Source organism: Amycolatopsis sp. NPDC028719 (genome assembly GCF_055565395.1).
The window spans coordinates 181,993-205,723 of sequence record NZ_JBVHUL010000001.1; the positions used below are offsets into that span (position 1 = coordinate 181,993).

Annotated in this window: 25 protein-coding genes and 1 tRNA gene; 15 read left to right on the top strand and 11 right to left on the bottom strand. The window is 70.1% G+C overall.

Features of this window, described 5'->3' with window-relative positions:
* The first annotated feature begins 59 nt into the window (after positions 1-59).
* The 3 genes from ACZ4TR_RS00875 (at position 60) to ACZ4TR_RS00885 (ending at position 2,148) form a co-directional block, all read left to right on the top strand.
* Entirely contained in the window at positions 60-434 is a 375-nt protein-coding gene (locus tag ACZ4TR_RS00875) for an FKBP-type peptidyl-prolyl cis-trans isomerase (RefSeq protein ID WP_364518419.1), read from the top strand.
* A 103-nt stretch (positions 435-537) separates the two neighbouring features.
* A complete protein-coding gene (locus ACZ4TR_RS00880; RefSeq protein WP_465285214.1) occupies positions 538-1,293 on the top strand; it encodes a S1 family peptidase in 756 nt (251 codons plus the stop codon).
* 114 nt (positions 1,294-1,407) lie between these two features.
* Positions 1,408-2,148, top strand: a complete 741-nt coding sequence (locus ACZ4TR_RS00885) for a S1 family peptidase (protein WP_465285215.1) — start codon at positions 1,408-1,410, stop codon at positions 2,146-2,148.
* Between the two features lie 134 nt (positions 2,149-2,282).
* Here the strand turns inward: ACZ4TR_RS00885 and ACZ4TR_RS00890 are convergent.
* Positions 2,283-2,365 (bottom strand) — tRNA-Leu (locus ACZ4TR_RS00890).
* Between the two features lie 131 nt (positions 2,366-2,496).
* On the opposite strand from ACZ4TR_RS00890, the gene ACZ4TR_RS00895 reads away from it, so the two are divergent.
* The 7 genes from ACZ4TR_RS00895 (at position 2,497) to pknB (ending at position 11,943) form a co-directional block, all read left to right on the top strand.
* Positions 2,497-3,732 carry a DUF3662 and FHA domain-containing protein gene (locus tag ACZ4TR_RS00895; RefSeq protein WP_465285216.1) on the top strand — a complete coding sequence of 412 codons (1,236 nt, stop codon included), beginning with the start codon at positions 2,497-2,499 and terminating at the stop codon, positions 3,730-3,732.
* A gap of 100 nt (positions 3,733-3,832) precedes the next feature.
* Positions 3,833-4,294, top strand: a complete 462-nt coding sequence (locus ACZ4TR_RS00900) for an FHA domain-containing protein FhaB/FipA (protein WP_003079002.1) — start codon at positions 3,833-3,835, stop codon at positions 4,292-4,294.
* Entirely contained in the window at positions 4,291-5,688 is a 1,398-nt protein-coding gene (locus ACZ4TR_RS00905) for a PP2C family protein-serine/threonine phosphatase (protein ID WP_465285217.1), read from the top strand. The genes ACZ4TR_RS00900 and ACZ4TR_RS00905 overlap by 4 nt, the downstream gene beginning before the upstream one ends.
* Positions 5,688-7,175, top strand: coding sequence for an FtsW/RodA/SpoVE family cell cycle protein (locus ACZ4TR_RS00910; protein ID WP_465285218.1), 1,488 nt, complete (start codon positions 5,688-5,690; stop codon positions 7,173-7,175). The genes ACZ4TR_RS00905 and ACZ4TR_RS00910 overlap by 1 nt, the downstream gene beginning before the upstream one ends.
* Positions 7,172-8,641 carry a peptidoglycan D,D-transpeptidase FtsI family protein gene (locus tag ACZ4TR_RS00915; RefSeq protein ID WP_364518433.1) on the top strand — a complete coding sequence of 490 codons (1,470 nt, stop codon included), beginning with the start codon at positions 7,172-7,174 and terminating at the stop codon, positions 8,639-8,641. The genes ACZ4TR_RS00910 and ACZ4TR_RS00915 overlap by 4 nt, the downstream gene beginning before the upstream one ends.
* Before the next feature lie 3 nt (positions 8,642-8,644).
* The gene (locus ACZ4TR_RS00920; protein WP_364518435.1) at positions 8,645-9,985 is read left to right on the top strand and encodes a serine/threonine-protein kinase; all 1,341 of its coding nucleotides are present in this window, start codon (positions 8,645-8,647) and stop codon (positions 9,983-9,985) included.
* A complete protein-coding gene (gene pknB, locus ACZ4TR_RS00925; protein WP_465285219.1) occupies positions 9,982-11,943 on the top strand; it encodes a Stk1 family PASTA domain-containing Ser/Thr kinase in 1,962 nt (653 codons plus the stop codon). The genes ACZ4TR_RS00920 and pknB overlap by 4 nt, the downstream gene beginning before the upstream one ends.
* 54 nt (positions 11,944-11,997) lie before the next feature.
* Here pknB and ACZ4TR_RS00930 read toward each other — a convergent pair whose 3' ends face one another.
* The 4 genes from ACZ4TR_RS00930 to ACZ4TR_RS00945 form a co-directional block, all read right to left on the bottom strand.
* Positions 11,998-12,315 carry an effector-associated constant component EACC1 gene (locus ACZ4TR_RS00930; RefSeq protein WP_364518439.1) on the bottom strand — a complete coding sequence of 106 codons (318 nt, stop codon included), beginning with the start codon at positions 12,313-12,315 and terminating at the stop codon, positions 11,998-12,000.
* 98 nt (positions 12,316-12,413) lie between these two features.
* Entirely contained in the window at positions 12,414-13,055 is a 642-nt protein-coding gene (locus ACZ4TR_RS00935) for a hypothetical protein (RefSeq protein WP_465285220.1), read from the bottom strand.
* Positions 13,043-13,834, bottom strand: a complete 792-nt coding sequence (locus tag ACZ4TR_RS00940; RefSeq protein ID WP_465285221.1) for an ATP-binding cassette domain-containing protein — start codon at positions 13,832-13,834, stop codon at positions 13,043-13,045. The genes ACZ4TR_RS00935 and ACZ4TR_RS00940 overlap by 13 nt, the downstream gene beginning before the upstream one ends.
* Positions 13,831-14,475: an aminodeoxychorismate/anthranilate synthase component II gene (locus ACZ4TR_RS00945; protein WP_465285222.1), complete on the bottom strand. Its 645-nt coding sequence runs from the start codon at positions 14,473-14,475 to the stop codon at positions 13,831-13,833. Before ACZ4TR_RS00945 ends, ACZ4TR_RS00940 begins: the two co-directional genes overlap by 4 nt.
* 111 nt (positions 14,476-14,586) lie before the next feature.
* Here ACZ4TR_RS00945 and ACZ4TR_RS00950 point away from each other — a divergent pair, with 111 nt between their 5' ends.
* Complete coding sequence (locus ACZ4TR_RS00950) at positions 14,587-15,915, top strand: ferredoxin--NADP reductase domain-containing protein (RefSeq protein WP_465285223.1); 1,329 nt, start codon at positions 14,587-14,589, stop codon at positions 15,913-15,915.
* Here ACZ4TR_RS00950 and ACZ4TR_RS00955 read toward each other — a convergent pair.
* Both ACZ4TR_RS00955 and ACZ4TR_RS00960 read right to left on the bottom strand, forming a co-directional pair.
* The gene (locus ACZ4TR_RS00955; RefSeq protein ID WP_465285224.1) at positions 15,912-16,511 is read right to left on the bottom strand and encodes a LuxR C-terminal-related transcriptional regulator; all 600 of its coding nucleotides are present in this window, start codon (positions 16,509-16,511) and stop codon (positions 15,912-15,914) included. The two genes, ACZ4TR_RS00950 and ACZ4TR_RS00955, sit on opposite strands and share 4 nt — an antisense overlap.
* Positions 16,508-18,385, bottom strand: a complete 1,878-nt coding sequence (locus ACZ4TR_RS00960; RefSeq protein ID WP_465285225.1) for a sensor histidine kinase — start codon at positions 18,383-18,385, stop codon at positions 16,508-16,510. Before ACZ4TR_RS00960 ends, ACZ4TR_RS00955 begins: the two co-directional genes overlap by 4 nt.
* 169 nt (positions 18,386-18,554) lie before the next feature.
* On the opposite strand from ACZ4TR_RS00960, the gene ACZ4TR_RS00965 reads away from it, so the two are divergent.
* The 3 genes from ACZ4TR_RS00965 (at position 18,555) to ACZ4TR_RS00975 (ending at position 20,492) form a co-directional block, all read left to right on the top strand.
* Entirely contained in the window at positions 18,555-19,268 is a 714-nt protein-coding gene (locus ACZ4TR_RS00965; RefSeq protein ID WP_465285226.1) for an ABC transporter ATP-binding protein, read from the top strand.
* Positions 19,265-19,999, top strand: coding sequence for an ABC transporter permease (locus tag ACZ4TR_RS00970; RefSeq protein WP_465285227.1), 735 nt, complete (start codon positions 19,265-19,267; stop codon positions 19,997-19,999). The genes ACZ4TR_RS00965 and ACZ4TR_RS00970 overlap by 4 nt, the downstream gene beginning before the upstream one ends.
* A 100-nt stretch (positions 20,000-20,099) precedes the next feature.
* Positions 20,100-20,492 (top strand): SCO5389 family protein, encoded by a 393-nt coding sequence (locus tag ACZ4TR_RS00975; RefSeq protein ID WP_103338170.1) that lies wholly within the window; start codon positions 20,100-20,102, stop codon positions 20,490-20,492.
* On the opposite strand, the gene ACZ4TR_RS00980 is transcribed toward ACZ4TR_RS00975, so the two are convergent.
* From ACZ4TR_RS00980 to ACZ4TR_RS00995, 4 genes are read right to left on the bottom strand one after another with little or no spacing between them, the layout of a single operon-like run.
* Entirely contained in the window at positions 20,461-21,450 is a 990-nt protein-coding gene (locus ACZ4TR_RS00980) for an LLM class flavin-dependent oxidoreductase (RefSeq protein WP_465285228.1), read from the bottom strand. The genes ACZ4TR_RS00975 and ACZ4TR_RS00980 overlap by 32 nt on opposite strands.
* Complete coding sequence (locus ACZ4TR_RS00985) at positions 21,447-21,941, bottom strand: protein-tyrosine phosphatase family protein (RefSeq protein ID WP_465285229.1); 495 nt, start codon at positions 21,939-21,941, stop codon at positions 21,447-21,449. The genes ACZ4TR_RS00980 and ACZ4TR_RS00985 overlap by 4 nt, the downstream gene beginning before the upstream one ends.
* Positions 21,942-21,994: 53 nt before the next feature.
* Positions 21,995-22,150 carry a hypothetical protein gene (locus ACZ4TR_RS00990; protein ID WP_465285230.1) on the bottom strand — a complete coding sequence of 52 codons (156 nt, stop codon included), beginning with the start codon at positions 22,148-22,150 and terminating at the stop codon, positions 21,995-21,997.
* Positions 22,150-23,217 carry a class E sortase gene (locus ACZ4TR_RS00995; RefSeq protein ID WP_465285231.1) on the bottom strand — a complete coding sequence of 356 codons (1,068 nt, stop codon included), beginning with the start codon at positions 23,215-23,217 and terminating at the stop codon, positions 22,150-22,152. Before ACZ4TR_RS00995 ends, ACZ4TR_RS00990 begins: the two co-directional genes overlap by 1 nt.
* Before the next feature lie 183 nt (positions 23,218-23,400).
* On the opposite strand from ACZ4TR_RS00995, the gene crgA reads away from it, so the two are divergent.
* A complete protein-coding gene (gene crgA, locus ACZ4TR_RS01000; protein ID WP_348952508.1) occupies positions 23,401-23,667 on the top strand; it encodes a cell division protein CrgA in 267 nt (88 codons plus the stop codon).
* Positions 23,668-23,731 lie beyond the last annotated feature (64 nt).

The following is a 23,731-nucleotide window of genomic DNA, read 5'->3' on the forward strand; positions in this document are numbered from 1 at the left end:
TCAGCCCTTGGACGTAGTCCGTTCGGCGCAGCCTCGCGCGCGTGGGTACGGTGAGTGCCATGACCTTGGAAAAGCCCCAGATCGACCGCCCCGAGGGCAACCCTCCGGCCGACCTCGAGATCACCGACATCACGGTCGGTGACGGCGCGGAGGCCACGCCCGGCAAGGCCGTCACCGTGCACTACGTCGGCGTCTCGCACTCGACCGGCGAGGAGTTCGACGCGTCCTGGAACCGCGGCGAGCCGCTGCGGTTCGGCCTCGGCGCTGGCCAGGTCATCTCCGGCTGGGACAAGGGCGTCGAGGGCATGAAGATCGGCGGCCGCCGCAAGCTCGTCATCCCCCCGCACCTCGCTTACGGCGACCGCGGCGCGGGCGGCGTCATCAAGCCGGGCGAGACCCTCGTCTTCGTCGTCGACCTGGTCGGCGTCAACTGACTTTCCGGCGGTGGCGGGGATTCCCGCCACCGCCTTTCCGTTCTTCGCTACCCTCGCCCCCGTCGCCGGCCCTTGAAGCCGGCCCTGATCCGGGGGTTTTCCCATGCGCACTCGCGCTTTGCTGTCCGCGACGTTCTTCGCACTGGCCGCGGCGGTGGTCACCGCGGCACCGGCTTCGGCCGTGGCCAACGGCTCCGACGTCCCGCAGGGGACGTTCAAGTTCGCCGCGAAGCTGACCATGACGGACATCCCGAAACCCGATGGCACCAAGTACAACAGCGCCTGTTCGGGTTCCCTGATCGCCAAGAAGTGGATCATCACGGCCGGCCACTGCTTCCACGACGCGGCCCGCAACCCGGTGTCCGGCCCGGTGCCGTACCCGACGTCCGTGCTGCTGGGCACGACGACCGTGGACAAGCCGGGCGTCACCCGCAACGTCGTGACGGTGTACCAGTCGCCGAGCAACGACATCGCGGTCGCCGAGCTCGACAAGCCGGTCTTCGGCATCGAACCGCTGTCGATCAACCACCGGACGCCGGCGATCGATCAGCAGGTCACGCTGGCCGGCTGGGGCAGCCTCACTTCCGTCGACCCCACGCCGGGTACGAAGCTCCAGCAGGGACAGCTGAAGGTCGCGACCGTCGACCCGCAGTACGTGGGCGTGAAGGGCTTCGCGCCGACGTCCACGACGAGCGCGTGCACGTACGACTCGGGCGCGCCGTACTTCGTCCCGTCGGGCAAGAGCGGCGGCCGCCTGGTGTCCATCGAGAGCGACGGCCCGGACTGCCCTCACGACCAGGCGGAAGCCACGGCCCGCGTGGACGTCGTCGCGGACTGGATCGCCTCGCACATCGGCTGACCGCGTCCGGGCGTCACCCGGTGGGTTATCGGGTGACGCCCGGCCAGGGAATTCCGCGGGGAGCGCCGCGGCCCTAACGTCGAACGTCGATCACCGACTCGACGAAGGGGAAGAATGCGCCTGCGCGCCCTGCTCGCCGCTGCTGTCCTGACCATCACCACCGCCCCGGCCGCCTTGGCCGCGCCAGGGGTCGCCCACGGCTCGGACGTCCCGCCGGGGCAGTTCGGGTTCGTCACGAAGCTGGCCATGACGAAGATCCCGCGCCCGGACGGCTCGACCTACGGCAGCTATTGCACCGGCACCCTGATCGCACCCGCCTGGGTCCTGACCACCGGCCACTGCTTCCACGACGCGAACCGCAACCGCGTCTCGGGCAAGGTCCCGTACCCGACCACGGCGACCCTGGGCCTGGTCGACGAGGCGACGGAGTCCGGCATCGCCCGCAAGGTGACCGAGGTCGTCCAGGCCAAGGAGAACGACGTGGCCCTGGCGAAGCTCGACTCCCCGGTGACCACCGTCGCGCCCCTGCAGGTGAACCGCACGGCGCCGAAGGTCGGGCAGCAGCTGACCCTGGCGGGCTGGGGCAGCCTGACGGGCACGGACCCCAAGCCGGCCTCCCGCCTGCAGCAGGGCACGGTGGCGGTGGCGAAGGTGGAACCGACCACCCTGGGCGTCCGCGGCGCGGCTCCGGAGATCACGACGAGCGCGTGCACGTACGACTCGGGAGCCCCGTACTTCACGGGGACCGAACTCGTCGCCCTCGAAGCCACGGGCCCTGGCTGCCCCCACGCGGGCATCGAAACGACGAGCCGGGCGGACGTCGTGGCGGCCTGGATCACCAAAACGACGGCTTGATACACCCCGAACTCCGCCGTGAGCGAACACCACGCAGAGCCAAACGGGTGATATTCCCCACCTGACCAGAAAAAGTTTCGTTGCTCGCGGCACACGAAAAAGGGCCCCGGCAACCAGCCGGGGCCCTTTCGATGTGGGCGAGGAGGGAGTTGAACCCTCACGTCCTTTCGGACACACGGACCTGAACCGTGCGCGTCTGCCATTCCGCCACTCGCCCGAGTGCTTCACTTCGACAGCGAGGAGAAGACTAGCAGGTGGTTTGAACGGGTTTCACCGGGGGCCGTGTCGAGGCTCGCTCACCCGGATAGGATCGATAGCGGAAGCACACGTGTGAGGAGGTTTTCCCCGGTGAGCCGCGTCGAGCGTTTTGACAGACGCCTCGAGAACCTGGTGGGGAACACTTTCGCGCGCATGTTCGGTGGCAACGTCGTCACGCAGGAAGTGGCGATCGCCCTGGAGCGGGAGAGTGAGGAGAACGTTCGTGAGCTGGCAGGCGGTCGGCAGCTCGCCCCCAATCACTACATCGTGTCCCTGGGGGCGGCTGACCACGAGCGCATGGCCGGTGACGAGCAACGGGTCACCCAGGTGCTGGCCAAGGCGGTGGCGGAACACCTCGCCGCCGAAGGCCTGGACACCTATGGTGACGTCGTCGTATCACTCGAGCGCAACGAGGCGCTGCATACTGGACAGTTCAAGACCCGTTCGTCCGTCGATCCCGACGCCCGCCCCTCAGGCGCCGGTTCACCGCGGTCGGCACGACCCAGCAACGCAGGAGACCCAGCAATGAGCCAGCCCCCCGGCTACGGCCAATACGACCAGGGTGACCCGTACGGCCAGCAGGGCCAGTACGGCTACGGACAGCAGGGTGGCCAGCAGCCCGGGTACGACCAGGGTTACGGCCAGCAGCAGGGCGGCTACGACCAGTACGGCCAGCCACAGCAGGGTGGCGCCTACGACCAGGGTTACGCCCAGCAGCAGGGTGGCTACGACCAGGGTGGGTACGCCCAGCCCGCGCAGGGCGGTGGCTACGACCAGGGCGGCTACGCGCAGCCCCAGGGCGGCGGCTACGACCAAGGCGGGTACGCCCAGCCCCAGCAAGGTGGCTACGAGCAGGGCGGCTACCAGCAGCCGGGCTACGACCAGTACGCCGGCCAGCAGCAGCCGGGCTACGACCAGTACGGCGGCCAGCAGCAGGGTGGCTACGACCAGTACGGGCAGCAGGCGTACGCCCAGCCGGGCGCCGACCCGTACGCCCAGCAGCAGGGTGGGTACGCCCCGCCCGCGGCCGGCCGCCAGCTCGCGGCGAGCCTGCAGCTGGACGACGGCTCGAACCGGACGTACTCGCTCAAGCAGGGCGGGAACGTCGTGGGCCGGGGCCAGGACGCGGACTTCCGCCTGCCGGACACCGGCGTCTCGCGCCGGCACCTGGAGATCACCTGGGACGGCCAGAGCGCGACGCTCGCCGACATCGGCTCGACCAACGGCACGACCGTGAACGGCACTCCGGTCCAGACCTGGCAGCTCGCGGACGGCGACGTCATCCGGGTGGGGCACTCCTCGCTCGTGTTCCGTACGCAGGGCTGACTGGGAGCACGGAATACTGTTCCCGCAGAATTGACGTGCGGGGGGACCGCGGCGTACCCGCGTCGCGGCTGCACGGACGAGTCGGGAGCGGACACACCAAGTGCCAGAGCTGGTCGTACAACTCACCAGGGTGGGCTTCCTCGTGCTGCTCTGGCTCTTCGTGTTCGCCGCGCTCAGAGTCGTCCGCTCGGACCTCTACGCGGCGTCGGGTATGCGCGTCCAGGTGCCGACCTTCGGACGCAAGAAAGAGAAGAAGCCGCGCAACAGCAAGTCGCCGCAGCAGCTGCTGGTGACCCACGGCGCGCTGGCCGGAACCCGCATCGCGCTCGACGGGCGGCCGATCCTGATCGGCCGTGCCGACGACTCCACGCTGGTGCTCGACGACGACTACGCGTCGACCCGGCACGCCCGGATCGCCCAGCGCGGTGAGGACTGGTACGTGGAAGATCTGGGCTCGACGAACGGGACGTATCTGGACCGGGCTAAGGTCACTGCACCCCTCCGGGTCCCGCTCGGAGTCCCCATCCGGATCGGCAAGACGGTGATCGAGCTTCGCCCATGACTCTCGTCCTCCGCTACGCAGCCCGCAGCGACCGGGGCCTGGTGCGTTCGAGCAACCAGGACTCCGTGTACGCCGGCCCTCGCCTGCTCGCGCTCGCCGACGGTATGGGTGGCCACGCGGCGGGTGAGGTGGCCAGCAAGGTCGTCATCGCCTCGCTCGCGCCGCTCGACGACGACGAACCCCGCGACGACCTGCTCGCCCAGCTGCGCGAGGCGGTGGCGAACGGCAACGCCGCGATCGCCGAGCTCGTCTCGCAGGACCCGGACCTGGACGGCATGGGCACGACGTTGACCGCTGTGCTGTTTGCCGGCACCCGGCTGGGGCTGGTGCACGTCGGCGACTCCCGCGCGTACCTCCTGCGAGGCGGTCAGTTCGCGCAGATCACGCGCGACGACAGCTTCGTCAACGAACTGCTCGAACAAGGCCGGATCACGCCCGAAGAGGCGGCGGTGCACCCGCAGCGGTCGCTGCTGCTGAAGGCGCTCACCGGGCACGAGGTCGAGCCGAGCCTGACCGTGCGCGAAGCCCGCTCCGGCGACCGGTACCTGATCTGCTCGGACGGCCTGTCCGGCATGGTCAGCGACGAGACACTGACCGAGGCCGTGCAGATCCCGGACCCGCAGCAGTGCGCGGACCGGATGATCGAGCTGGCGCTCAAGGGCGGCGGCACCGACAACGTCACGGTGATCATCGCCGACGTCGTCGACGTCGACTTCGGCGAGGACGCGCCCATCGTGGGCGGCGCCGCCGGGGACGGCAGCGACGAGCTGCACCAGGGCGACTCGCCCGCGGCGCGGGCCAGGGCACTGACGCAGCCGGCGCCGCAGCCGCGTCCCGAGCTGCCGCAGCCGAGCGTGGACCCGAAGGCCAAGCGCCGGAAGCGGTTCCGCTGGCTCGCCGGTGCGCTGGTGGTCCTCATCGTGCTCGCCGCGGCCGCCATCGCGACCCGGTACTTCGTCCTGAGTCAGTACTATGTCGGCGAAGGTGCGGACCAGGAGGTCGTGATCTACCGCGGCGTTCCCGGCAGCATCCTCGGCATCGACCTGCACACCTACGAGCAGGGCTCGTGCCCGCCCAACCAGGTGTGCACGGACAAGCTGCGCGTCGACCAGCTCCAGGAGGACGCGCGGCTGGCGGTGCAGAACGGCGTCAAGAAGGACAGCCTCGACGACGCGCGGAAGTACATCGACGACTTCCTGCAGCTGCACAAGCGCTTGAACAACTGCGCGCCGCCGGGCGGTCAGCCGTCCACGACGCCGACCCCCACGGTCTCGCCGACGCCCACCCCGTCGGCCCCGGCCGGCTCCACTGCTCCGTCGTCGGCGAACCAGCCAGCGGGGAGGGACTGCTCGACGCCGAGTTCGACGGCACCGACGACGGGAGGCGGTAACTGATGAGCCAGCCTGCCGCGCGCACCGCCGAGCCGCTCGCCGCGCAGTTCCAGACGAACCCGCCGCGCGAGGTCCCGACCCGCCGCAACACCGAGCTGGTGCTGCTGGGGTTCGCCGCGTTCATCGTCACCATCGCCCTGGTGCTGGTGGAGGCGAACCAGGAGCAGCAGCTCACCTGGTCGATCGTCTGGCTCGGCCTCGCCTACCTCGCGATCTTCGCCGCGGCGCACCTGGCGGTGCGCAAGTGGGCGCCGTACGCGGATCCGGTGCTGCTCCCCTGCGTCGCGCTGCTGAACGGCATCGGCCTGGTGATGATCCACCGGATCGACCTGGCGCTGGCGGAACGAGCCACGCAGAACGGCAAGGACTACACCCCCGCCGTCACCGCGCAGGTGCTGTTCACGGTCATCTCCCTGGCGTTCTTCGTCGCGGTGCTGATCTTCGTGAACGACCACCGCACGCTGACCCGCTACGGCTACACCGCGGGCTTGGTCGGGATCGTCGCGCTGGCCCTGCCGGCGCTGCTGCCGTCGAGCCTGTCCGAGGTCAACGGCGCCAAGGTGTGGCTGAAGCTGCCGGGGTTCTCGATCCAGCCGGGCGAGTTCGCGAAGATCCTGCTGATGGTCTTCTTCGCCTCGTTCCTGGTGTCGAAGCGCGACCTGTTCATGGTGGCGGGCAAGAAGTTCCTCGGCGTCGAACTGCCGCGCGCCCGTGACCTGGGCCCGATCCTCATCGCCGCGGTCGCCTGCATCGGCATCCTGGTGTTCGAGAAGGACCTCGGCACGTCGCTGCTGTTCTTCAGCGTCATCCTGATGATGCTGTACGTGGCGACCGAACGGATCATCTGGGTCGTCCTCGGTCTCAGCTTCTTCGTCGGCGGCTGCCTGATCGCCTACAACCTCTTCACACACGTCCAGCAGCGCGTGGCCAACTGGCTGGACCCGCTGGCCACCTACGACAAGCTCGGCGGCGGCTACCAGATCGCGCAGGGCCTGTTCGGGCTCGGTACCGGCGGCATCGGGGGCACCGGGCTCGGCGCCGGGCGCCCGGACATGGTCCCGGAGGCCAACACCGACTTCATCACCGCCGCGATCGGCGAAGAGCTCGGCTTCATCGGCCTCGCCGCCGTCCTGATGCTGTACCTGCTGGTCGCGATGCGCGGCATGCGGAGCGCGCTCGCGGTGCGGGACACGTTCGGCAAGCTGCTCGGCGGCGGGCTGGCGTTCACCATGGTCATGCAGATCTTCGTCGTCGTCGGCGGGGTCACGAAACTCATCCCGGAGACCGGTATCACCGCCCCCTTCCTGTCGAAGGGTGGTTCGTCGCTGCTGGCGAACTACATCCTCGTCGCGTTGCTGCTCCGGATCTCCGACGCCGCCCGGCGGCCGGCGGCCCGCCCGAAGCCGCAGGCCCAGCCCCAGGCACCGATCGCCGAGGCGCACACCGTGCTCGTGCAGCGCCCGCCGGCGGACGGAGGCGCCCAGGCATGAACACCCCGCTGCGCAAGGTCGGCATGGCGATGCTCGTCATGGTCGTCCTGCTGCTGGCGAACGCCACCTACATCCAGGTGGTGAAGGCCGACGACTACCGCACCGACTCGCGCAACGCGCGGGTCCTCTACGACGAGTTCGCCCGCCGCCGCGGCCAGATCGTCTCGCAGGCGAACGGCGAAGTGCTGGCGAAGGTCGACCCGTCGAACGACAAGTACAAGTACACCCGCTCCTACGTCGACGGGCCGATGTACGCCCCGGTCACCGGCTACTACTCGATCAACTACGGCTCCGGCGGCCTCGAGCGCTCCGAGGACGACGTCCTCAACGGCTCGGACCCGCGGCTGTTCGTGCGCCGGCTGTCGGACATGGTCACCGGCCGCGACCCCAGCGGCGGCAACGTCCGGCTGACCATCGACCCGGCCGTGCAGAAGGCGGCGTACGACCTGATGACGCAGAAGAACTACACCGGCGCGGTCGTCGCGATGGAGCCCAAGACCGGCCGGATCCTGGCGATGGTGTCGACGCCGTCGTACGACCCGAACAAGCTGGCGTCGCACACGTCGAAGGCGCAGACCGACGCCTGGAACTCGTACGTCAAGGACGACAAGAACCCGATGCTGAACCGGGCGATCTCGGAGACCTACCCGCCGGGGTCGACGTTCAAGCTGGTCACCGCCTCCGCCGTGCTCGAAGACGGCAAGGGCCCGGACACCCCGGTCAACCCGGCGCCGAACACGAAGCTGCCCGGCACGAGCGTCACGCTGGAGAACTACGCCGGCGAGCCGTGCCCGGGGACCACGTTCAAGGACGCGCTCGCGCACTCCTGCAACGTGCCGTTCGCGGAGTTCGCCGGCCAGCTCGGCGCGGACAAGATGAAGAAGACGGCGGCGAACTTCGGCATCGGGCAGACCGACCTGACCGTGCCGATGAAGGTCGCGCCGTCCACGGTCGGCCCGCTCGACTCCCAGGGCGCGCTCTACCAGAGCGGCATCGGCCAGCGCGACGTCCGGCTGACCCCGCTGCAGGACTGCCTCCTCGCGGCCACCGTGGCCAACGGCGGGATGGCGATGAAGCCACAGCTGGTGCAGTCGGTACTGGCGCCGGACCTGTCGACCATCGAGGACTACAGTCCCACCGAGCTCACCGGCACGGCGGCACTCTCGTCGTCGAACGCCGCGATCCTCAAGGACATGATGATCGCTTCCGAGGGCTTCACCAAGGGCGGCGGCAAGCGCCCGGACATCCAGATCGCGTCGAAGACCGGCACGGCCGAGCACGGCACGGACTCCAAGAACACCGCCCCGCACGCCTGGTACACCGCCTTCGCCCCGGCGAACGACCCGCAGATCGCGGTCGCCGTCATCGTCGAAGACGGCGGCAACCGCGGGCTCGCGGCCACCGGCGGCTCGGTCGCCGCGGAGATCGGCCGCGCCGCGATCAACGCCAAGCTCGGGGGTGGATAGCGCATGCTGTCCTCCGGTCAGCTGCTGGCCGACCGCTACAAGCTGACGAGCCGGATCGCCGTCGGCGGGATGGGCGAGGTCTGGCAGGCCAGTGACACCCGGCTTGACCGGACCGTTGCCGTCAAGATCCTCAAGGCTGAACTTTCCGGCGATGCCGAGTTCCTCCACCGCTTCCGCACCGAAGCGAGGATGACGGCGTCCCTGAACCACCCCGGCATCGCCGCGGTCCACGACTACGGCGAGACCATCTTCGACGGTGACCTGCCGATCGCGTACCTCGTGATGGAGCTCGTCGACGGCGACCCGCTGGCCGGGCTGCTGGCCAAGCACGGGCGGCTGTCGGCGGAGTTCACGCTCGACATGCTCGAGCAGGCGGGCAACGCGCTGCAGGCCGCGCACGAGCAGGGCCTGGTCCACCGGGACGTCAAGCCGGGCAACATCCTGGTGACGTCGGCGGGCCAGGTGAAGATCACCGACTTCGGCGTGGCGAAGGCGGCCGACGCCGCCCCGGTCACGCGCTCCGGCATGGTCATGGGCACCGCGCACTACATCGCGCCGGAGCAGGCGCTCGGGCACCCGGCCGAGCCGGCGTCCGACGTCTACTCGCTCGCGGTGTGCGGTTACGAGTGCCTCGCCGGGCACCGGCCGTTCCTGTCCGAAAACGCGGTGACGGTCGCGATGATGCACATCCGCGACATCGCGCCGCCGCTGCCGCCGGACGTCCCGCCCGCCGCACGCGCGGTGATCGACGCGACGCTGGTGAAGGACCCGCGGCAGCGCTACAACAGCGGCGGCGAGTTTGCGGCCGCCGTCGCCGCGGTCCGCGCCGGGATGCCGCTGCCGACGCCGCGCGGGCTGGTCAACGCCTCGTACGCGACGGGCCAGCAGCCGGTGGTGCAGCAACCGCAGCAGCAGCAACAGCCGGTGCAGCAACCGGTGCCGCAGCAGCAGGTCCCGCCGCAGCAGCAGCACATGCCGGTCGGCCCGCCGTCGCCGGCGGTGAACCCGATGGTCGCCATCGGCCCGCCGTCCCGGCCCGTGCTGCGTCCGGTCATGGCGCCGGTGCACCGGAAGAAGTCCCAGTGGGGCTGGTGGGCGCTGCTCGCGGCCATCCTGCTCGTTGTCCTGGTGGCGGCCATCGTCCTGGTGGCGAAGATGATCGGCAGTTCGGGCTCGCCACCGCACACCAGCCAGACGAGCCAGGTGGTCCCGGGCAGACAGCCGCCCGCGGGGGAACCGCCCGCATCGGGCGCGTTACCGGCGGACTCTCCCGGCACGACCGACGATGGCCAGCAAGGCATCCTGACCACACCTTGGACGGAATGGAACGGCACCCAGAGATGAGCACACCCAGACTGCTCTCCAACCGGTACGAGCTGGGCGAAACGCTCGGCTACGGAGGCATGTCCGAGGTCCATCACGGCCACGACGTGCGCCTCGGCCGGGAAGTCGCGATCAAGATCCTCCGTGCCGATCTCGCCAGGGATCCGCAGTTCCTGGAGCGCTTCCGCCGCGAAGCGCAGAACGCCGCCGCCCTGAACCACCCGGCGATCGTCGCGGTCTACGACACGGGCGAAGCGAACGCCGAGTTCGGCCCGCTGCCGTACATCGTCATGGAGTACGTCGAAGGCCGGACGTTGCGCGACATCGTCAAGACCGAAGGCCCGATGTCGCAGAAGCGCGCCATGGAGGTCATGGCCGACGTCTGCGCGGCGCTCGACTTCTCCCACCGTCACGGCATCGTGCACCGCGACGTCAAGCCGGCCAACGTGATGATCACGAAGAACGGCGCGGTCAAGGTGATGGACTTCGGCATCGCGCGCGCGATGCACGACGGCCAGTCCGCGATGACCCAGACCGCCGCGGTGATCGGCACGGCGCAGTACCTGTCGCCGGAGCAGGCCCGCGGTGAGTCGGTCGACGCCCGTTCGGACGTCTACGCCGCCGGATGCGTGCTGTACGAACTGATCACCGGTGAGCCGCCGTTCACCGGCGACTCCCCGGTCGCGGTCGCCTACCAGCACGTCCGTGAGGATCCGAGCCCGCCGTCGTCGGTGAACCCGGCGGTGGCGCCGGAGCTGGACGCGGTCGTGCTGAAGGCGCTGGCCAAGGGCCCGGCGAACCGCTACCAGTCGGCGGCCGAGATGCGCTCGGACCTGGTGCGCACGCTCTCGGGCCAGCGCCCGGCGGCGCCGATGGTGATGTCCGAGGACGAGCGCACGCAGGTGATGAACACCGACCGGCGCCAGCCGCAGCGTTACGAGGAGTACGACGCCCCGGACGACGAGGACCCGAAGGCCAAGCGCCGGCGCCGGACCATCCTGGCCGTGCTGGGCGCGCTGTTCGTGCTCGGCGCGGTGCTGCTGATCATGTGGCTGTCGAACGCGTTCAAGAGCAACGACGAACCGACCACCGTAGCCATCCCCGACGTCAAGGGGCAGTCGGAACTGGCGGCCAAGAACACCTTGCGTGAGAAGGGCTTGAACAACTTCGCGCCGAACAAGACGGTGCCTTGCGGCGTTCCCGACGCGAGCGGCAACGTGCCCTGCACGAACGACCAGGTCAACCAGGTCATCGACATCACCCCGGGCGTGGGCACGCCGGTCGCCAAGGAAGCGCAGATCACGCTCACCATCGGCCAGGCGCCGGGCAAGGCGAAGGTGCCGGACCTCAAGGATCTCACCCCCGGGGAGGCGGAAGCGAAGCTCAAGGAAGCCGGGCTGACGCTGAACCCGTCGGTGCAGGAAGTCGACGTCGACGACTCGAACGACGCCGGGAAGGTCGTCAACCAGACTCCCCAGGCCGGCAACGAGGTCCAGCAGGGCACGAGCGTGTCCATCTCCATCGGCAAGGGCAAGCAGCTCAAGCAGGTCCCGAACCTCATCGGCAAGACCTTCTCCGAGGCCAGCTCCACCCTCACCGGCATGGGCTTCACCGTGAAGCGGGTGGAGCAGCAGTCCGACCAGCCGAAGGAACAGGTCATCCAGCAGACCCCGAACGGCGGCCAGGTGACGGCGGGCAGCCAGATCACCTTGACCGTCTCCACGGGTCAGCCGGAAAACACCAAGATCGAGATGCCGTCCCTGGTCGGCATGACGGTCGACGAGGCTCAGCAGAAGCTGCAGAGCATGGGCTGGACCGAAACCCTGAAGGAGCAGTCCGACCGGACGAGCAACAAGCCCGAGGGCCAGATTACGAGGCAGAGCGTCTCGCCGGGTACGCAGATCGACAAGGACCAGAAGATCACGGTTTCGGTGTCCGAGGGCCCGTTGTTCCCGACGTCGACAGCCGGTGGTCAGTAACGGAAATCCACGAAGAAGGCCCGCACGGTTCGCCGTGCGGGCCTTCTTCGTCGTTCAGGCTTTGTCGAGAAATCCTTGGACGGCACCGAGGACTTGCTCGGCGTCGCTCGCGGGACCGCAGTCGAGCTCCAGTTCTTCGGCCGCGCCGGAGCGTTTGACCTTCAAGGAGACGCGACCTTCCCGGTAGCGCGGCAGCCAGGCGAACAGCGAACGGCAGAAGACACCGGCGGAGTTGCTGGTCACGCCGACCACGACGGCGTCGAACAACTGGACGCGGCCGCGCAGCTCGTCCTCGCCCCGCAGCCAGGCGGCGAGGTCTTGGAGCTCGCCGTCGGAGTCCGGTCCGGTGATCGCGACGATCCCAGCCGTCACCCGTTCTCCCTTCGCCCAGAACCGAAGGACCCGAACCTTAGCCGGGTTCGAGCACCCGCCGGTACCCTGCCGCGGAAATTGAAGATGGCAAATTGCACTCAGGAACGACGCTGCCCGAGCCGCGCCACGACGAGGAAGCTCGCGGCCAGCACCACCACCGACGTCACCACGGCCAGGACGAGCGGTGCGCCGACCGGTTCCTCGTCGGTCAGGGCGTGCAGCAGCGGGTGGACCAGCGGGATCTTCGCCAGCAGCACGACGATCGTCGTGACGACGGCGGCGAGCACCGTCCAGCCGACCCGCTGCACGAGCAGCCGCGAGCACGGCAGCGCGATCGCGATGCCCAGCAGCGCGCACGCCAGGTGGGCGAGCAGCCCGATGCCCAGCGCCGCCGGCTGGAACTTCAACGACTTGAGCGCCGACCACGTCTCGGTGATCACGGTGAGGAGCGCTGAGCACGCCAGCACGGTGAGGATCGCCCCGGTGATCATCCGCCGCCACTGCCGCGCGTGGCTGAGGGTGACCAGCCTCTGCACCGGATCCTCGATGTCGAGCAGCGCGATCGTCAGCCAGCACGACACGACGAGCAGGCCGCCGGCGCTCACGCCGAACAGCGGCAGCGGCGGCGAATGCGGGTCGGCGTAGAGGATCACGCACAGCGCGAGGTAGGCCAGCAGCGCCGGCAGGTACCGCTGCGAATGGCCGAGCAGCGCCAGGTAGTAGCGGGTCAGGGCGAGCACGGTGCCACCTCCCGCACCGACCAGCCGTCCTTCAACGCCCTCAGCAAGACGGCGTCCACCGAAGCGACCTCGACCGTGAGCACGACTTGGGGGCCTTCCGCGACCGCGTGGCGCACGCCGGGCTCGTCCACCCATCCGGTGCCGTGGCCGCGCAGCACGATCCGCGTCGTCGGCTCGGCGCTTTCCGCCGTGAGCCGGCCGTCGTTCATGAGGTGGACGACGTCGGCGTGGTCGTGCACCACCTGCGGCCGGTGGTCGGTGAACACGACGCTCGCGCCCCGCGCCCGCGTCTCGGCGACGACCTCACCGAGGATCGCGTGCGTCCCGACGTCGAGCCCGGACCACGGCTCGTCGAGGATCAGCAGGTCCGGCCGCACCATGACGGCCTGCGCGAGCCCGACCTTCTGCGCGTTGCCCTTGGACAGCGTGCGCAGCGGCGCCGTCGGGCCGCCGACCAGCGCGAGCCGCTCGAGCAGCGGGTCGATCACCGAGAGGTCGGCGAGCCCGTGGATGCGCGCCATGTGCCGCAGGTACGCCCGCGCGCCCATGCGCTGACCGGCCGGGAAGCGGTCCGGCAGGTAGCCGATCCGCGGGGTGCCGGTGAGGGTGCCGGTGGTCGGGTGCGAGACGCCGGCCATGATCCGCAGCAGCGTCGACTTGCCGGAGCCGTTGCTGCCGAGGACGCCGACGACGTGCCCGGGCTCGACGCTCAGGTCGACGTCGTGGAGGACGAAGTCACCGCGCCCGTACCGCTTGCCGACTCCCTCGAGCCGGATCACGCAACAGCGGCCTTCTGAAGCGCCTTGGTCGCCCGCTCGAGCTCGTCGACGCGGGCCGGGTCGACGGGATGACCCGCCGCGGCCAGCCAGTTGGCCAGCATGCGGTGACCGCCCTCGGTGAGCACCGACTCGGGGTGGAACTGGACGCCTTCCAGCGGCAGCTCGCGGTGGCGCATGCCCATCACGATGCCGGTCTCGGTGCGCCCGGTGACCTCGAAGACGTCGGCCGGGATGGTGTCGGGCACCACGGTCAAGGAGTGGTACCGGGTGGCCGTGAACTCCTCCGGCAGGTCCTTGAGGACGCCCGTGCCCTCGTGCCGGACCTGGCTCGTCTTGCCGTGGAGCAGCTCGGGCGCGCGGTCCACGGTCGCGCCGTAGACGACGCCGAGCGCCTGGTGGCCGAGGCAGACGCCGAGCATCGGCGTGCGGGTCTCGGCGCACTTGCGGATGACGTCCATGCTCTGACCAGCGCGTTCGGGAGTTCCGGGGCCCGGCGAGACGAGCACGGCGTCGAACTCGGGCACGCGGTCGAGGTCCACGACGTCGTTGCGCCAGACCGTGCAGTCGGCGCCGAGCTGGGCCAGGTACTGGACCAGGTTGTAGACGAAGCTGTCGTAGTTGTCGACGACGAGAACGCGCATGTGTCGAGCCTACCGGCTCCCAACCAGTGGACCGTACCGTAAATCACATTTTAGGTTAGGGCAACCTAACCTACCGTGGAACGAGTGAGCCGATCTCTTCGCGTAGCCATCGTGGGCGCTGGTCCCGCCGGCATTTACGCCGCCGACATCCTGGACAAGTCCTCCGACAGCGTGGGATCCGCAACGATCGACCTCTTCGAACGGATGCCGGCGCCTTTCGGGTTGATCCGCTACGGCGTCGCTCCCGACCACCCGCGGATCAAGGGCATCGTGACGGCCCTGCACAAGGTGCTCGACAAGCCGAACATCCGCCTGCTGGGCAACATCGACTACGGCACCGACATCAAGCTCGACGAGCTGCGCGAGTTCTACGACGCGGTGATCTTCTCGACCGGCGCGTCCGCCGACCGCGAGCTCGACATCCCGGGCATCGACCTCGACGGCAGCCACGGCGCCGCGGACTTCGTGTCCTGGTACGACGGCCACCCGGACGTGCCGCGCACCTGGCCGCTCGACGCGTCTTCGGTCGCGGTCCTCGGCGTCGGCAACGTGGCGCTGGACGTCGCGCGCATCCTGGCGAAGACGGCCGACGAGCTGCTGACCACCGACATCCCGGACAACGTCTACCAGGGCCTGAAGGCCAGCCCGATCACCGACGTGCACGTGTTCGGCCGCCGCGGCCCGGCCCAGGCGAAGTTCACGCCGCTGGAGCTGCGCGAGCTGGACCACTCGCCGAACGTCGAGGTCATCGTGTCCCCGGAGGACATCGAGTTCGACGACGGCAGCATCGCGGCGCTGCGGGCGTCGAAGCAGATCGACATGGTCGTGAAGACGCTGCAGGAGTGGGCGATCCGCGAGCCGGGCTCGCGCCCGAAACGGCTGCACCTGCACTTCTTCCACTCGCCCACGGAAGTCCTGGGCACGGACGGCCGGGTTTCCGGCCTGCGCACGGAACGGACCGAACTGACCGGCGACGGGAACGTGCGCGGCACCGGCGAGTTCCACGACTGGGACGTCCAGGCGGTGTACCGCGCGGTGGGCTACCTGTCGTCGCACCTGCCGGAGCTCCCGTTCGACCACGTCCACGGCGTGGTCCCGAACCAGGCGGGCCGCGTGCTGGATCTCGACGAGAACCAGCTCCCGGGCGTGTACGTGACGGGCTGGATCAAGCGCGGACCGGTGGGCCTGATCGGCCACACGAAGGGCGACGCGGCGGAGACGATCGCGAGCCTGCTGTCGGACGCGGAAACGCTGGCCGCCCCGAAGTACGCGTCCCCGGACGCGATCCTGGAGTTCCTGGCGGCGCGCGGGATCCCGTTCACGACCTGGGAAGGCTGGGGCAAGCTCGACGCGCACGAGAAGTCGCTGGGCCTGGCCGCGGGCCGAGAGCGGATCAAGGTCGTGGAGCGCGAAGAGATGACCCGGGTTTCGCGCGGCTAAACGGCACCGAGGTACGCGAGGACGGCCAGCACGCGGCGGTTCGTGTCATCCGAAGCCGAGATACCGAGCTTCTGGAAGATGTTCGCTGTGTGCTTGCCGACCGCGCCCTCACTGAAGTGCAGCCGTCCGGCGATCGCCGCGTTGGAGCAGCCCTCCGCCATCAAGCCGAGGACCTCGCGTTCGCGCGGGGTCAGGGCGGCGAGGGGGTCGGACGCGTTGCCCGCCACCAGTTTCGCGATCACTTCGGGGTCCATCACCGTGCCGCCGGCCGCGACCCGGCGGACCGCGTCGATGAACTGGTCCGCGTTGAAGACCCGGTCCTTCAGCAGGTAACCGATCGCGCCGGTGCCGTCGGCGAGGAGTTCGCGGGCGTACAGCTGCTCGACGTGCTGGGACAGCACCAGAATCGGCAGGCCCGGGAATTCACGCCGGGCCGCCAACGACACCTGCAGGCCTTCGTCCGTGTTCGTCGGGGGCATGCGAACGTCCACAACGGACACATCGGGCCGGTGCTCCCGCAGTGCTGCCGCCAGCTCGGGACCGCTGCCGACCGCCGCGACGACGTCAAACCCGTGGGCCGCCAAGAGATGCGTCAAGCCGTCTCGGAGGAGGTATTGGTCTTCGGCGATGACGGTTCGGGGTCGCCCCCCTTGGGGGCTCCGGGTGGCAGAGCCCCCGGCCCGGGGCGAAGCCCCGGATGTATCAGGCACGGGATCTCCACGGTCGCCCTCGTCGGCCCGCCGATCGGGCTGGTCAGCGTCAACCTACCGTCGAAGCCGCCCAGCCGTCGCTCGATTCCGCGGAGTCCCGAGCCCCGCGCCGGGTTCGCGCCGCCCTTGCCGTCGTCGGTCACGACGACCGTCAGCTGGTCGTCGGCGAATCCGACATCGATCGACACCCGCCCCGCGCCGTGCTTGGCCGCGTTGCCCAGCAGCTCCGACACCGCGAAGTACGTGCACGCCTCCACCGGCTCCTCGATGCGTCCCGGCAGTGAGCCCGTGACCTGCGCCTTCAGCGGGCTGTCCAAAGCCAGCGCGCGCACGGCGTCCAGCAGCCCGCGCTCGGACAGCACCGGCGGGTGGATGCCGCGGATCAGGACCCGCAGCTCGGTGAGCGCTTCCGACGACGCCGCGCGCAGCTCGGCCGCGAGCCGCTTCGCCGCCGCCGGATCGGTGTCGACGAGCGCCTCGACCGCGCCGAGCTTCATCCCCATCGCGACCAGCCGCGACTGGATGCCGTCGTGCAGGTCGCGTTCGATCCGCCGCAGCTCCGCCGCCTGCGTCACGGTGACGTCGCTGCGGGTCTGCTTGAGCCGTTCGACGCGCTGGGCGAGCCGGGTCGCGTCCGTCGGCCCGAGCCAAACCCGCGCGAACCGCGCCTGCTGCCGGGCCAGCCACGTCGTCGGTGCCAGGCCGGCCGCCAGCGCGGCGAGGCACAGCGGGGTTTGCGCGAGCGCGCCGAGGTGCGTCGACACCTCCGGCAGGAAGAGCCACTGGACCGGCGACGTCACGAAGGGCCGCCACACCCACAGCATCGCCAAGCCGATCGATCCCCAGCTGAGCAGCGCGGCCGCGGGCAGGGTCAACACCAGCGACACCAGCGGGATCAGGCCGCCGGCGGCGAGGTCGCGCCAGGTGGCCCGGTCGCGCAGGACCCATCGCCGTCGAGCGTGCTGGACCGGCCAGAACGGCTCCTCGTACAACCGCTTGCCGACCTGGAACAGCCCGTCCGGGCGGGGCACGGGGAGACCGGGCGGCGGGAGGTACGGACGCGGGACCCGCACGCCGGTCCAGTTCCCGGCCTCACGCCGGAGCGTGTCCGTGATGGTCCGGCTCCCCAGCACGACCGGTGCCGCCACGGGCGCAGCGACGATGATGACGGCCAGCTGCCACACCGAGAAAACCAGGTGCACCACGGAAAGCGCGAGGATGCCGGCCTGGTGGCCGAGTGACTCGAGGTGCCGGTGCAGCCAGTTCTTGCGGTGTTCGACGACCGGGCGGGGGCCGAGCCACCAGCGCGTCCACCGGCCGTAGCCGCGCAGCACCACCGGCCCGCCGAGCAGCACAGCGATCGGCAGCAGCAGCGTGACCAGCGGGTTCAGCAGCTGCCAGGTGAACTCCCGGCCGGCCGCCGGGTCCTCCAGCGCCCACGTGAGCCGGTGCTGCCAGCGGACCCAGAACGCCCGCTTGTAGAGCTGGTTGCCGTCGCGGTACCAGCCGTCGCGCTCCCGCACCGGTTCCGGCGGCTCGGGCTGGTACGGCGGTTCGATCGCGACGCCGCACCAGCGCGCGGCCAGCGCCCGGGCCGTCGACGAGCGGCCCCGCGTCCATTCGACCGCCGGGCCGAGGAAGAAGATCAGGCCGACGCACAGCACGGCGAACGCGATCAGCTCGACGAGCACGTCGAACCAGCTGAGCAACGAGAACGCGGCCAGTGCGCAGGCCCGCCCGAGGGCACGCAGGTACGTCATCCGGCACCTCCTTCCCCGCAGATCTTGGCCGGACCACTCCGGTCCACGCACTGCCCCAAGCTCCCCGACCGGGGTGGGCCCAGCCCCACCCCGGCTTCAGCAAAACCCTACTTGAGCTGGGGATTCAGCGTCATTCTGCGCGGCGCCGAACCTTCGTAGCTTCATAACCATGCCCCTCATCGAAGTCACCGACCTCCGCAAGAGCTACGGCTCCCGGGTCGCGGTCGACGGCGTTTCCTTCACCGTCGAGCGCGGCGAAATCTTCGGCATCCTCGGCACGAACGGCGCCGGGAAGACCACGACCGTCGAATGCCTGCAGGGCCTTCGCCAGGCCGACAGCGGTGAGATCTCCGTGCTCGGCCTCGACCCCGCGGCCGACCGCGCCGCGCTGACCCGCCGCGTCGGCGTCCAGCTGCAGGAAAGCCGGCTGCCCGCGAAGCTGCGGGTCCGCGAGGCGCTGGAGCTGTTCGCGTCCTTCTACCCGGACCCGGCCGACGTCGACGTCCTGCTCGACCAGGTCGACCTCCGGGACCACGCCCGCGCGTACTTCGGAAAGCTTTCCGGCGGTCAGAAGCAGCGTGTGTCGATCGCGCTGGCGCTGGTCGGCAGCCCCGAGCTGGCCATCCTCGACGAGCTGACCACCGGGCTCGACCCGCACGCCCGCCGGGAGACGTGGCGGCTGGTCGAAGGCGTGCGCGCCACCGGCGTCACCGTCCTGCTGGTCAGCCACTTCATGGACGAGGCCGAGCGGCTCTGCGACCGCGTCGCGGTCTTCGACGCCGGGCGCGTGGTCGCCACCGGCACCCCGGCCGAGCTCCGCGCCGCGGCCGGAACCTCCACTTTGGACGACGCGTTCGTCTCGCTCACGAGGAGCATGCTGTGAACACTTTCGCCAAGATCACCGCCACCGAAACGAAGCTCTTCCTCCGCACGCCGTTCATGGGCGTCGCGGGCATCCTGCTGCCGGCCGCGGTGCTGCTGGCGGTCGGCGCCATCCCGGGCATGACGGAGCCCAGCCCGGCCGCCGGCGGGTACCGGTTCATCGACGCGTGGGTGCCGTCGGTGATCGTCCTCAGCCTCGCGATGCTGGCGCTGCAGTCGATCCCGGGTGCCGTCGCGACCTACCGCGAGCAGGGCGTGCTGCGCCGGCTCGCCACGACCCCGGTGCACCCGGCGAACCTGCTGGGCGCGCAGCTGCTGATCCACGTCGCGGTCGCGCTGGCGGGCATCGGCCTGACACTGGGCGTGGCCCACGCGGCCTACGACGTCCCGATGCCGAAGCACCCCCTGTTGTTCCTGGTGACGCTGCTGCTGGGCACGGTCTCGATGTTCTCGTTCGGCCTGCTGGCGGCGGCGGTCGCCCGGACGGCGAAGGCCGCCGGCGGCTTCGCGATGATCGCGTTCCTGCCCACGATGTTCTTCGGCGGCGTGTACCTGCCGCGGGCGTTGCTGCCGGAGGTCCTCCAGCGGATCGGCGACTACCTCCCGCCGGGCACGCAGGCCTTGCAGGACGCCTGGGTGGGCGCCGGCGTGCAGCCGCCGCAGCTGGTCGTGCTCGCCGCGTTCGCGGTGCTCGGAACGGCGCTGGCGGCGAAGCTCTTCCGCTGGGAGTGACCCCGCCTTCCGCCATATTGGTGATGATCATCGTTTTCTCTTGTGGCCGGGCCACCCGGCCGGTAGCCAGGGAGGTGGCCCTGCTCAAACTGGAGGTTCGATGTCCCTGGACGTGTCACCCGCGCTGCTGGAGAAGGCCGAGCGCGGGGAGGTCACCGACGCCGAGTTCGTCACCTGCGTCAAGGAATCCCTGCCGTACGCCTGGGAGGTCATCACCGGCGTCATCGCCGACGCCGAGGGAGCGGCGGACGGCTTCGCCGACAACGAGACGCCGCCACCGAGCGAGGCCGCCCGCGGCCAGCTCCTGCGGGCCCTGGCCTCGGACGCGATCCGCGGCGGCCTCGAACGCCACTTCGGCGTCAAGCTGGCCTTCCAGAACTGCCACCGGGTCGCCGTGTTCAAGAAGTCCGAACTGGACGGTGACCGGTACCGCGCGTTCGTCTCACCGCGCGGCCAGCTGCTCAACCAGAGCCCGGAGCTGCGGGACTGCTAGCCCGCAGCGCGGGCAGCACCTCGGTGCCGATCCGCGCGATGTTCGCGTACGTGCCCTCCGGCGTACCCGACGCTTCCACGAGCATCAGCACGTGGGAGACGCCGGTGCGCCGGAGGCTCGTTTCCAGGACCCGGACGCAGTGGTCCGCCTGGCCGACGGGGTGAATTTCGCAGAGCCGTTCGGTGTACTCCCCCGGATCCCGCGCCGGCCCGGGCCGCCCGTCGACCGTGACGTGCGCGGCGAGCCCGTCCTTCAGCCACGCCGGCAGCGCCTCGCGGACGACGCGGGCGTCGCCCACCTGGCAGAGCACGGTCGAGACGTGGTCCGCGGGCTTTCCGTAGGCCGCGACGGTGGCCGCTTTCTCTTCGTCGTCCGCGTGCAGGCCGAGCAGCAGCGGCAGATCCCTCGCCGCGGCCAGCCGCACGGCATCCGACGCCGGCCCACCACAGGCCACGACGACGTCCGGCCGCCGCTCCGGGGCCGGCACCACGGGCACCTCCCGGAAGGCGAAGTGCCGTCCCCGGGCACGCGCCCGGCCAGTGGTGGCCTGCAGGAAGACGTCGAGGGTCTCCTCGAAGCCCGTCTCGTAGCGGTCCAGGCCGGTGCCGAAGACCTCGAGGTCCTGCCACGGGCCGCCACGCCCGACGCCGAGCCGCAGCCGGCCGCCGGAGACGGCGTCGAGCATCGCCCACTGCTCGGCCAGCGCCACCGGGTGCGTGGTCGACAGGACGCTGACGGCGGTGCCGACGCGAATCCGCGACGTCCGGCCGAGCACGTGCGCGGCCAACGTGACGGCGGACGGGCACACGCCGTAGGGCATGAAGTGGTGCTCGGCGAACCAGACGTCATCGAAGCCGGCTTCTTCGGCCAGCTCGGCGGCGCGGACGGACCGGCGGAGGACGTCGGAGTCGCGTTGACCGGGGAACCGGCCGCTGACCAGGAAGACCCCGAACCTCAAGGGCCGAGCCCGACCAGCAGGCGCGCGGCCGGCAGCCCGCTCTCGAGGTACTGCACGAACAGCTCGTTGTGCAGCGCCCACGGCGACCGCCGCTGCCGGACCAGCGCGATCGCCTCCGGCACGCTGAGCCCCAGCTCGACCAGCGCCTGCGCCACGACCAATCCCGACCGGTTGAGCCCGGCGTGGCAGCGCACGAGCGTCGACCGGCCTGCGCGCACCGCCTCGGCGGCGAGCAGCGCGAACCGCTCGACCTCGCCGATCTGCGCCTCGCTCAACGGCCCGTCCGGCATCTCGGCGAAGTGGTGTTCGACGCCGGGCGGCGGGCCGTGCCCCTCGCGCTGGTACAGGCTCAGCACGAGGTCGAACTCGCGCCCGACGACGACCGGCTCCTCGCCCGCGCGGACGTGCCCGCCCATCCACAGGCCCGGCCGGATCTCGTTCCAGGCCGACTCCGGCGGCGGGTTTTCCCGATCCTTCTGGCGTGTCTTCACGGCAGCCCCTTCCCCGAGAGGGGCAACGGTCCGCACGCCCGGCGGGTTCCGGCTCAGTTGACCGCGACCTCGTTGAACCACAGCCGCGGCTCCAGCCACGGGAACACCACGAACATCAGCAACGCCACCACACCCAGGGCGAGGACCACGGCGATCGACAGCTTCACCGCGAACGGGCCCGGGAACTTCCGCCAGAGCCACCCGTACATCAGGCTTCTCCGATCTTCGAGAGGAGGTCGCCGTAGTCCTTGACCTGGTTCTTCGGCACCTGCTGGGTCAGCACCGACGTGATGATGAGCCGCTGCTGGGCGGAGAACTGCGGGTGGCACGTGGTGAGCGTGAGGAGCGCGGCCTGCTGGGCCTTCGGCAGCGTCTCCGCGTCCTTGTACGGGACCGGGTTCACCGCGGTGCCCTGGCTCGGCAGCACGACCTTGCGGCCGAAGGTCTCGTCGTACGCGCCGCCGTCCTCGGCGTTCGGGTCGCGCAGGGTCGAGACGCCCTTGCACTTCGGGTCGGCGCCCTTGCCGCCGGCCCAGTCCTCGATCTCGTCGTCGTAGGGCAGGACCTTGTAGATGTAGAAGTCGGTCGAGGTTTCGATCACGATCTGGTCACAGGAGGAGAGGTTGTCCAGGTCGTTGAACGGGGCACCCTTGCCGACGCGGTGGCCGGCGACGGCGAAGTTGCCGGGCTCGCCGGGCAGCGACGTGCCCTTGTAGTGGCCGGGGCCGACCTCCAGGGCGGCGTCGTCGGTGCCCTCCTGGATCGTGAAGTTGTAGTCGACGCCGAACGTCGGGATGTGGATGCGGGCGAACGCCTTGCCGTCGATCAGCTCGGGGTGCAGCGTGCGGTCGTGCGCCCACTCGCCGTCGAGCTGGTCGCTCGCCTCGGACTGCTTGCCCGCCGAGAACAGGTCGGTCACGTACAGCTCGTAGACCATGAACAGCAGCACGACCAGGCCCAGCGTGATGAGGATTTCGCCGGCGGTCCGGATCGCGACGCCACCCTTGCCCAGCGGCGCCGGGGGCGGCTTCTCCTTGGTGGCGGTGCCACCCTTGCCGACCGGGGCGAACACGACCGTCTCCTCGGCCGAGCCCGGCGGCGGGACGGGGCTGCTGTAGCGGCGCGGCGGCGGCCCCTGCGGACGCCGCGGCGGCGGGCCCTGGGGCCGCGGCGGCACCTGGCCGCGAGGGGGCGTGGCGGGATTCCGGCGCTGGGGCACGGGCCGTTGCCCGGGGTGTCTGCGCCGGTCGTCATCCGGTCCTTCGCGCGTAGTCACGCAAGCTCCTCTCAAGCCGCGTCCGACCCTTGGTGACCCCGACGTCACGGTACGGGAAATCCGACCACTCCCGGCCGCTGCTTTCCTGCGGTCGTTTACGTTAACGTGTGCACGTGGCGCTGGTTGCGCACCCCGAGCGGGTCATCGCCACCGACCAGCCCGAACAGCACCGCGAGGAACACGATGCCCAAGTCCAAGGTCCGCAAGAAGACGGCTTACACCCCGCCTGCCGACCGGCGTACGCCGGTGAAGGTGCGGGCGGCCGGTCCCACCGGTCTCGCCTGGAAGATCCCCATGTTCGGGCTGATGCTCCTGGGCCTGATCTGGCTGCTGGTGAACTACATCGCCGGGGACAAGATCTCCTGGATGGCCGACCTCGGGAACTGGAACTTCGCCGGCGGGTTCGCGCTGATGATCGCGGGCCTTCTCATGACCATGCGCTGGCGCTGATTATTACTCCGAATGGCGGCTTGACGCCGAATTACACCGGTGTGACTCATCCCCAGTGTGGATA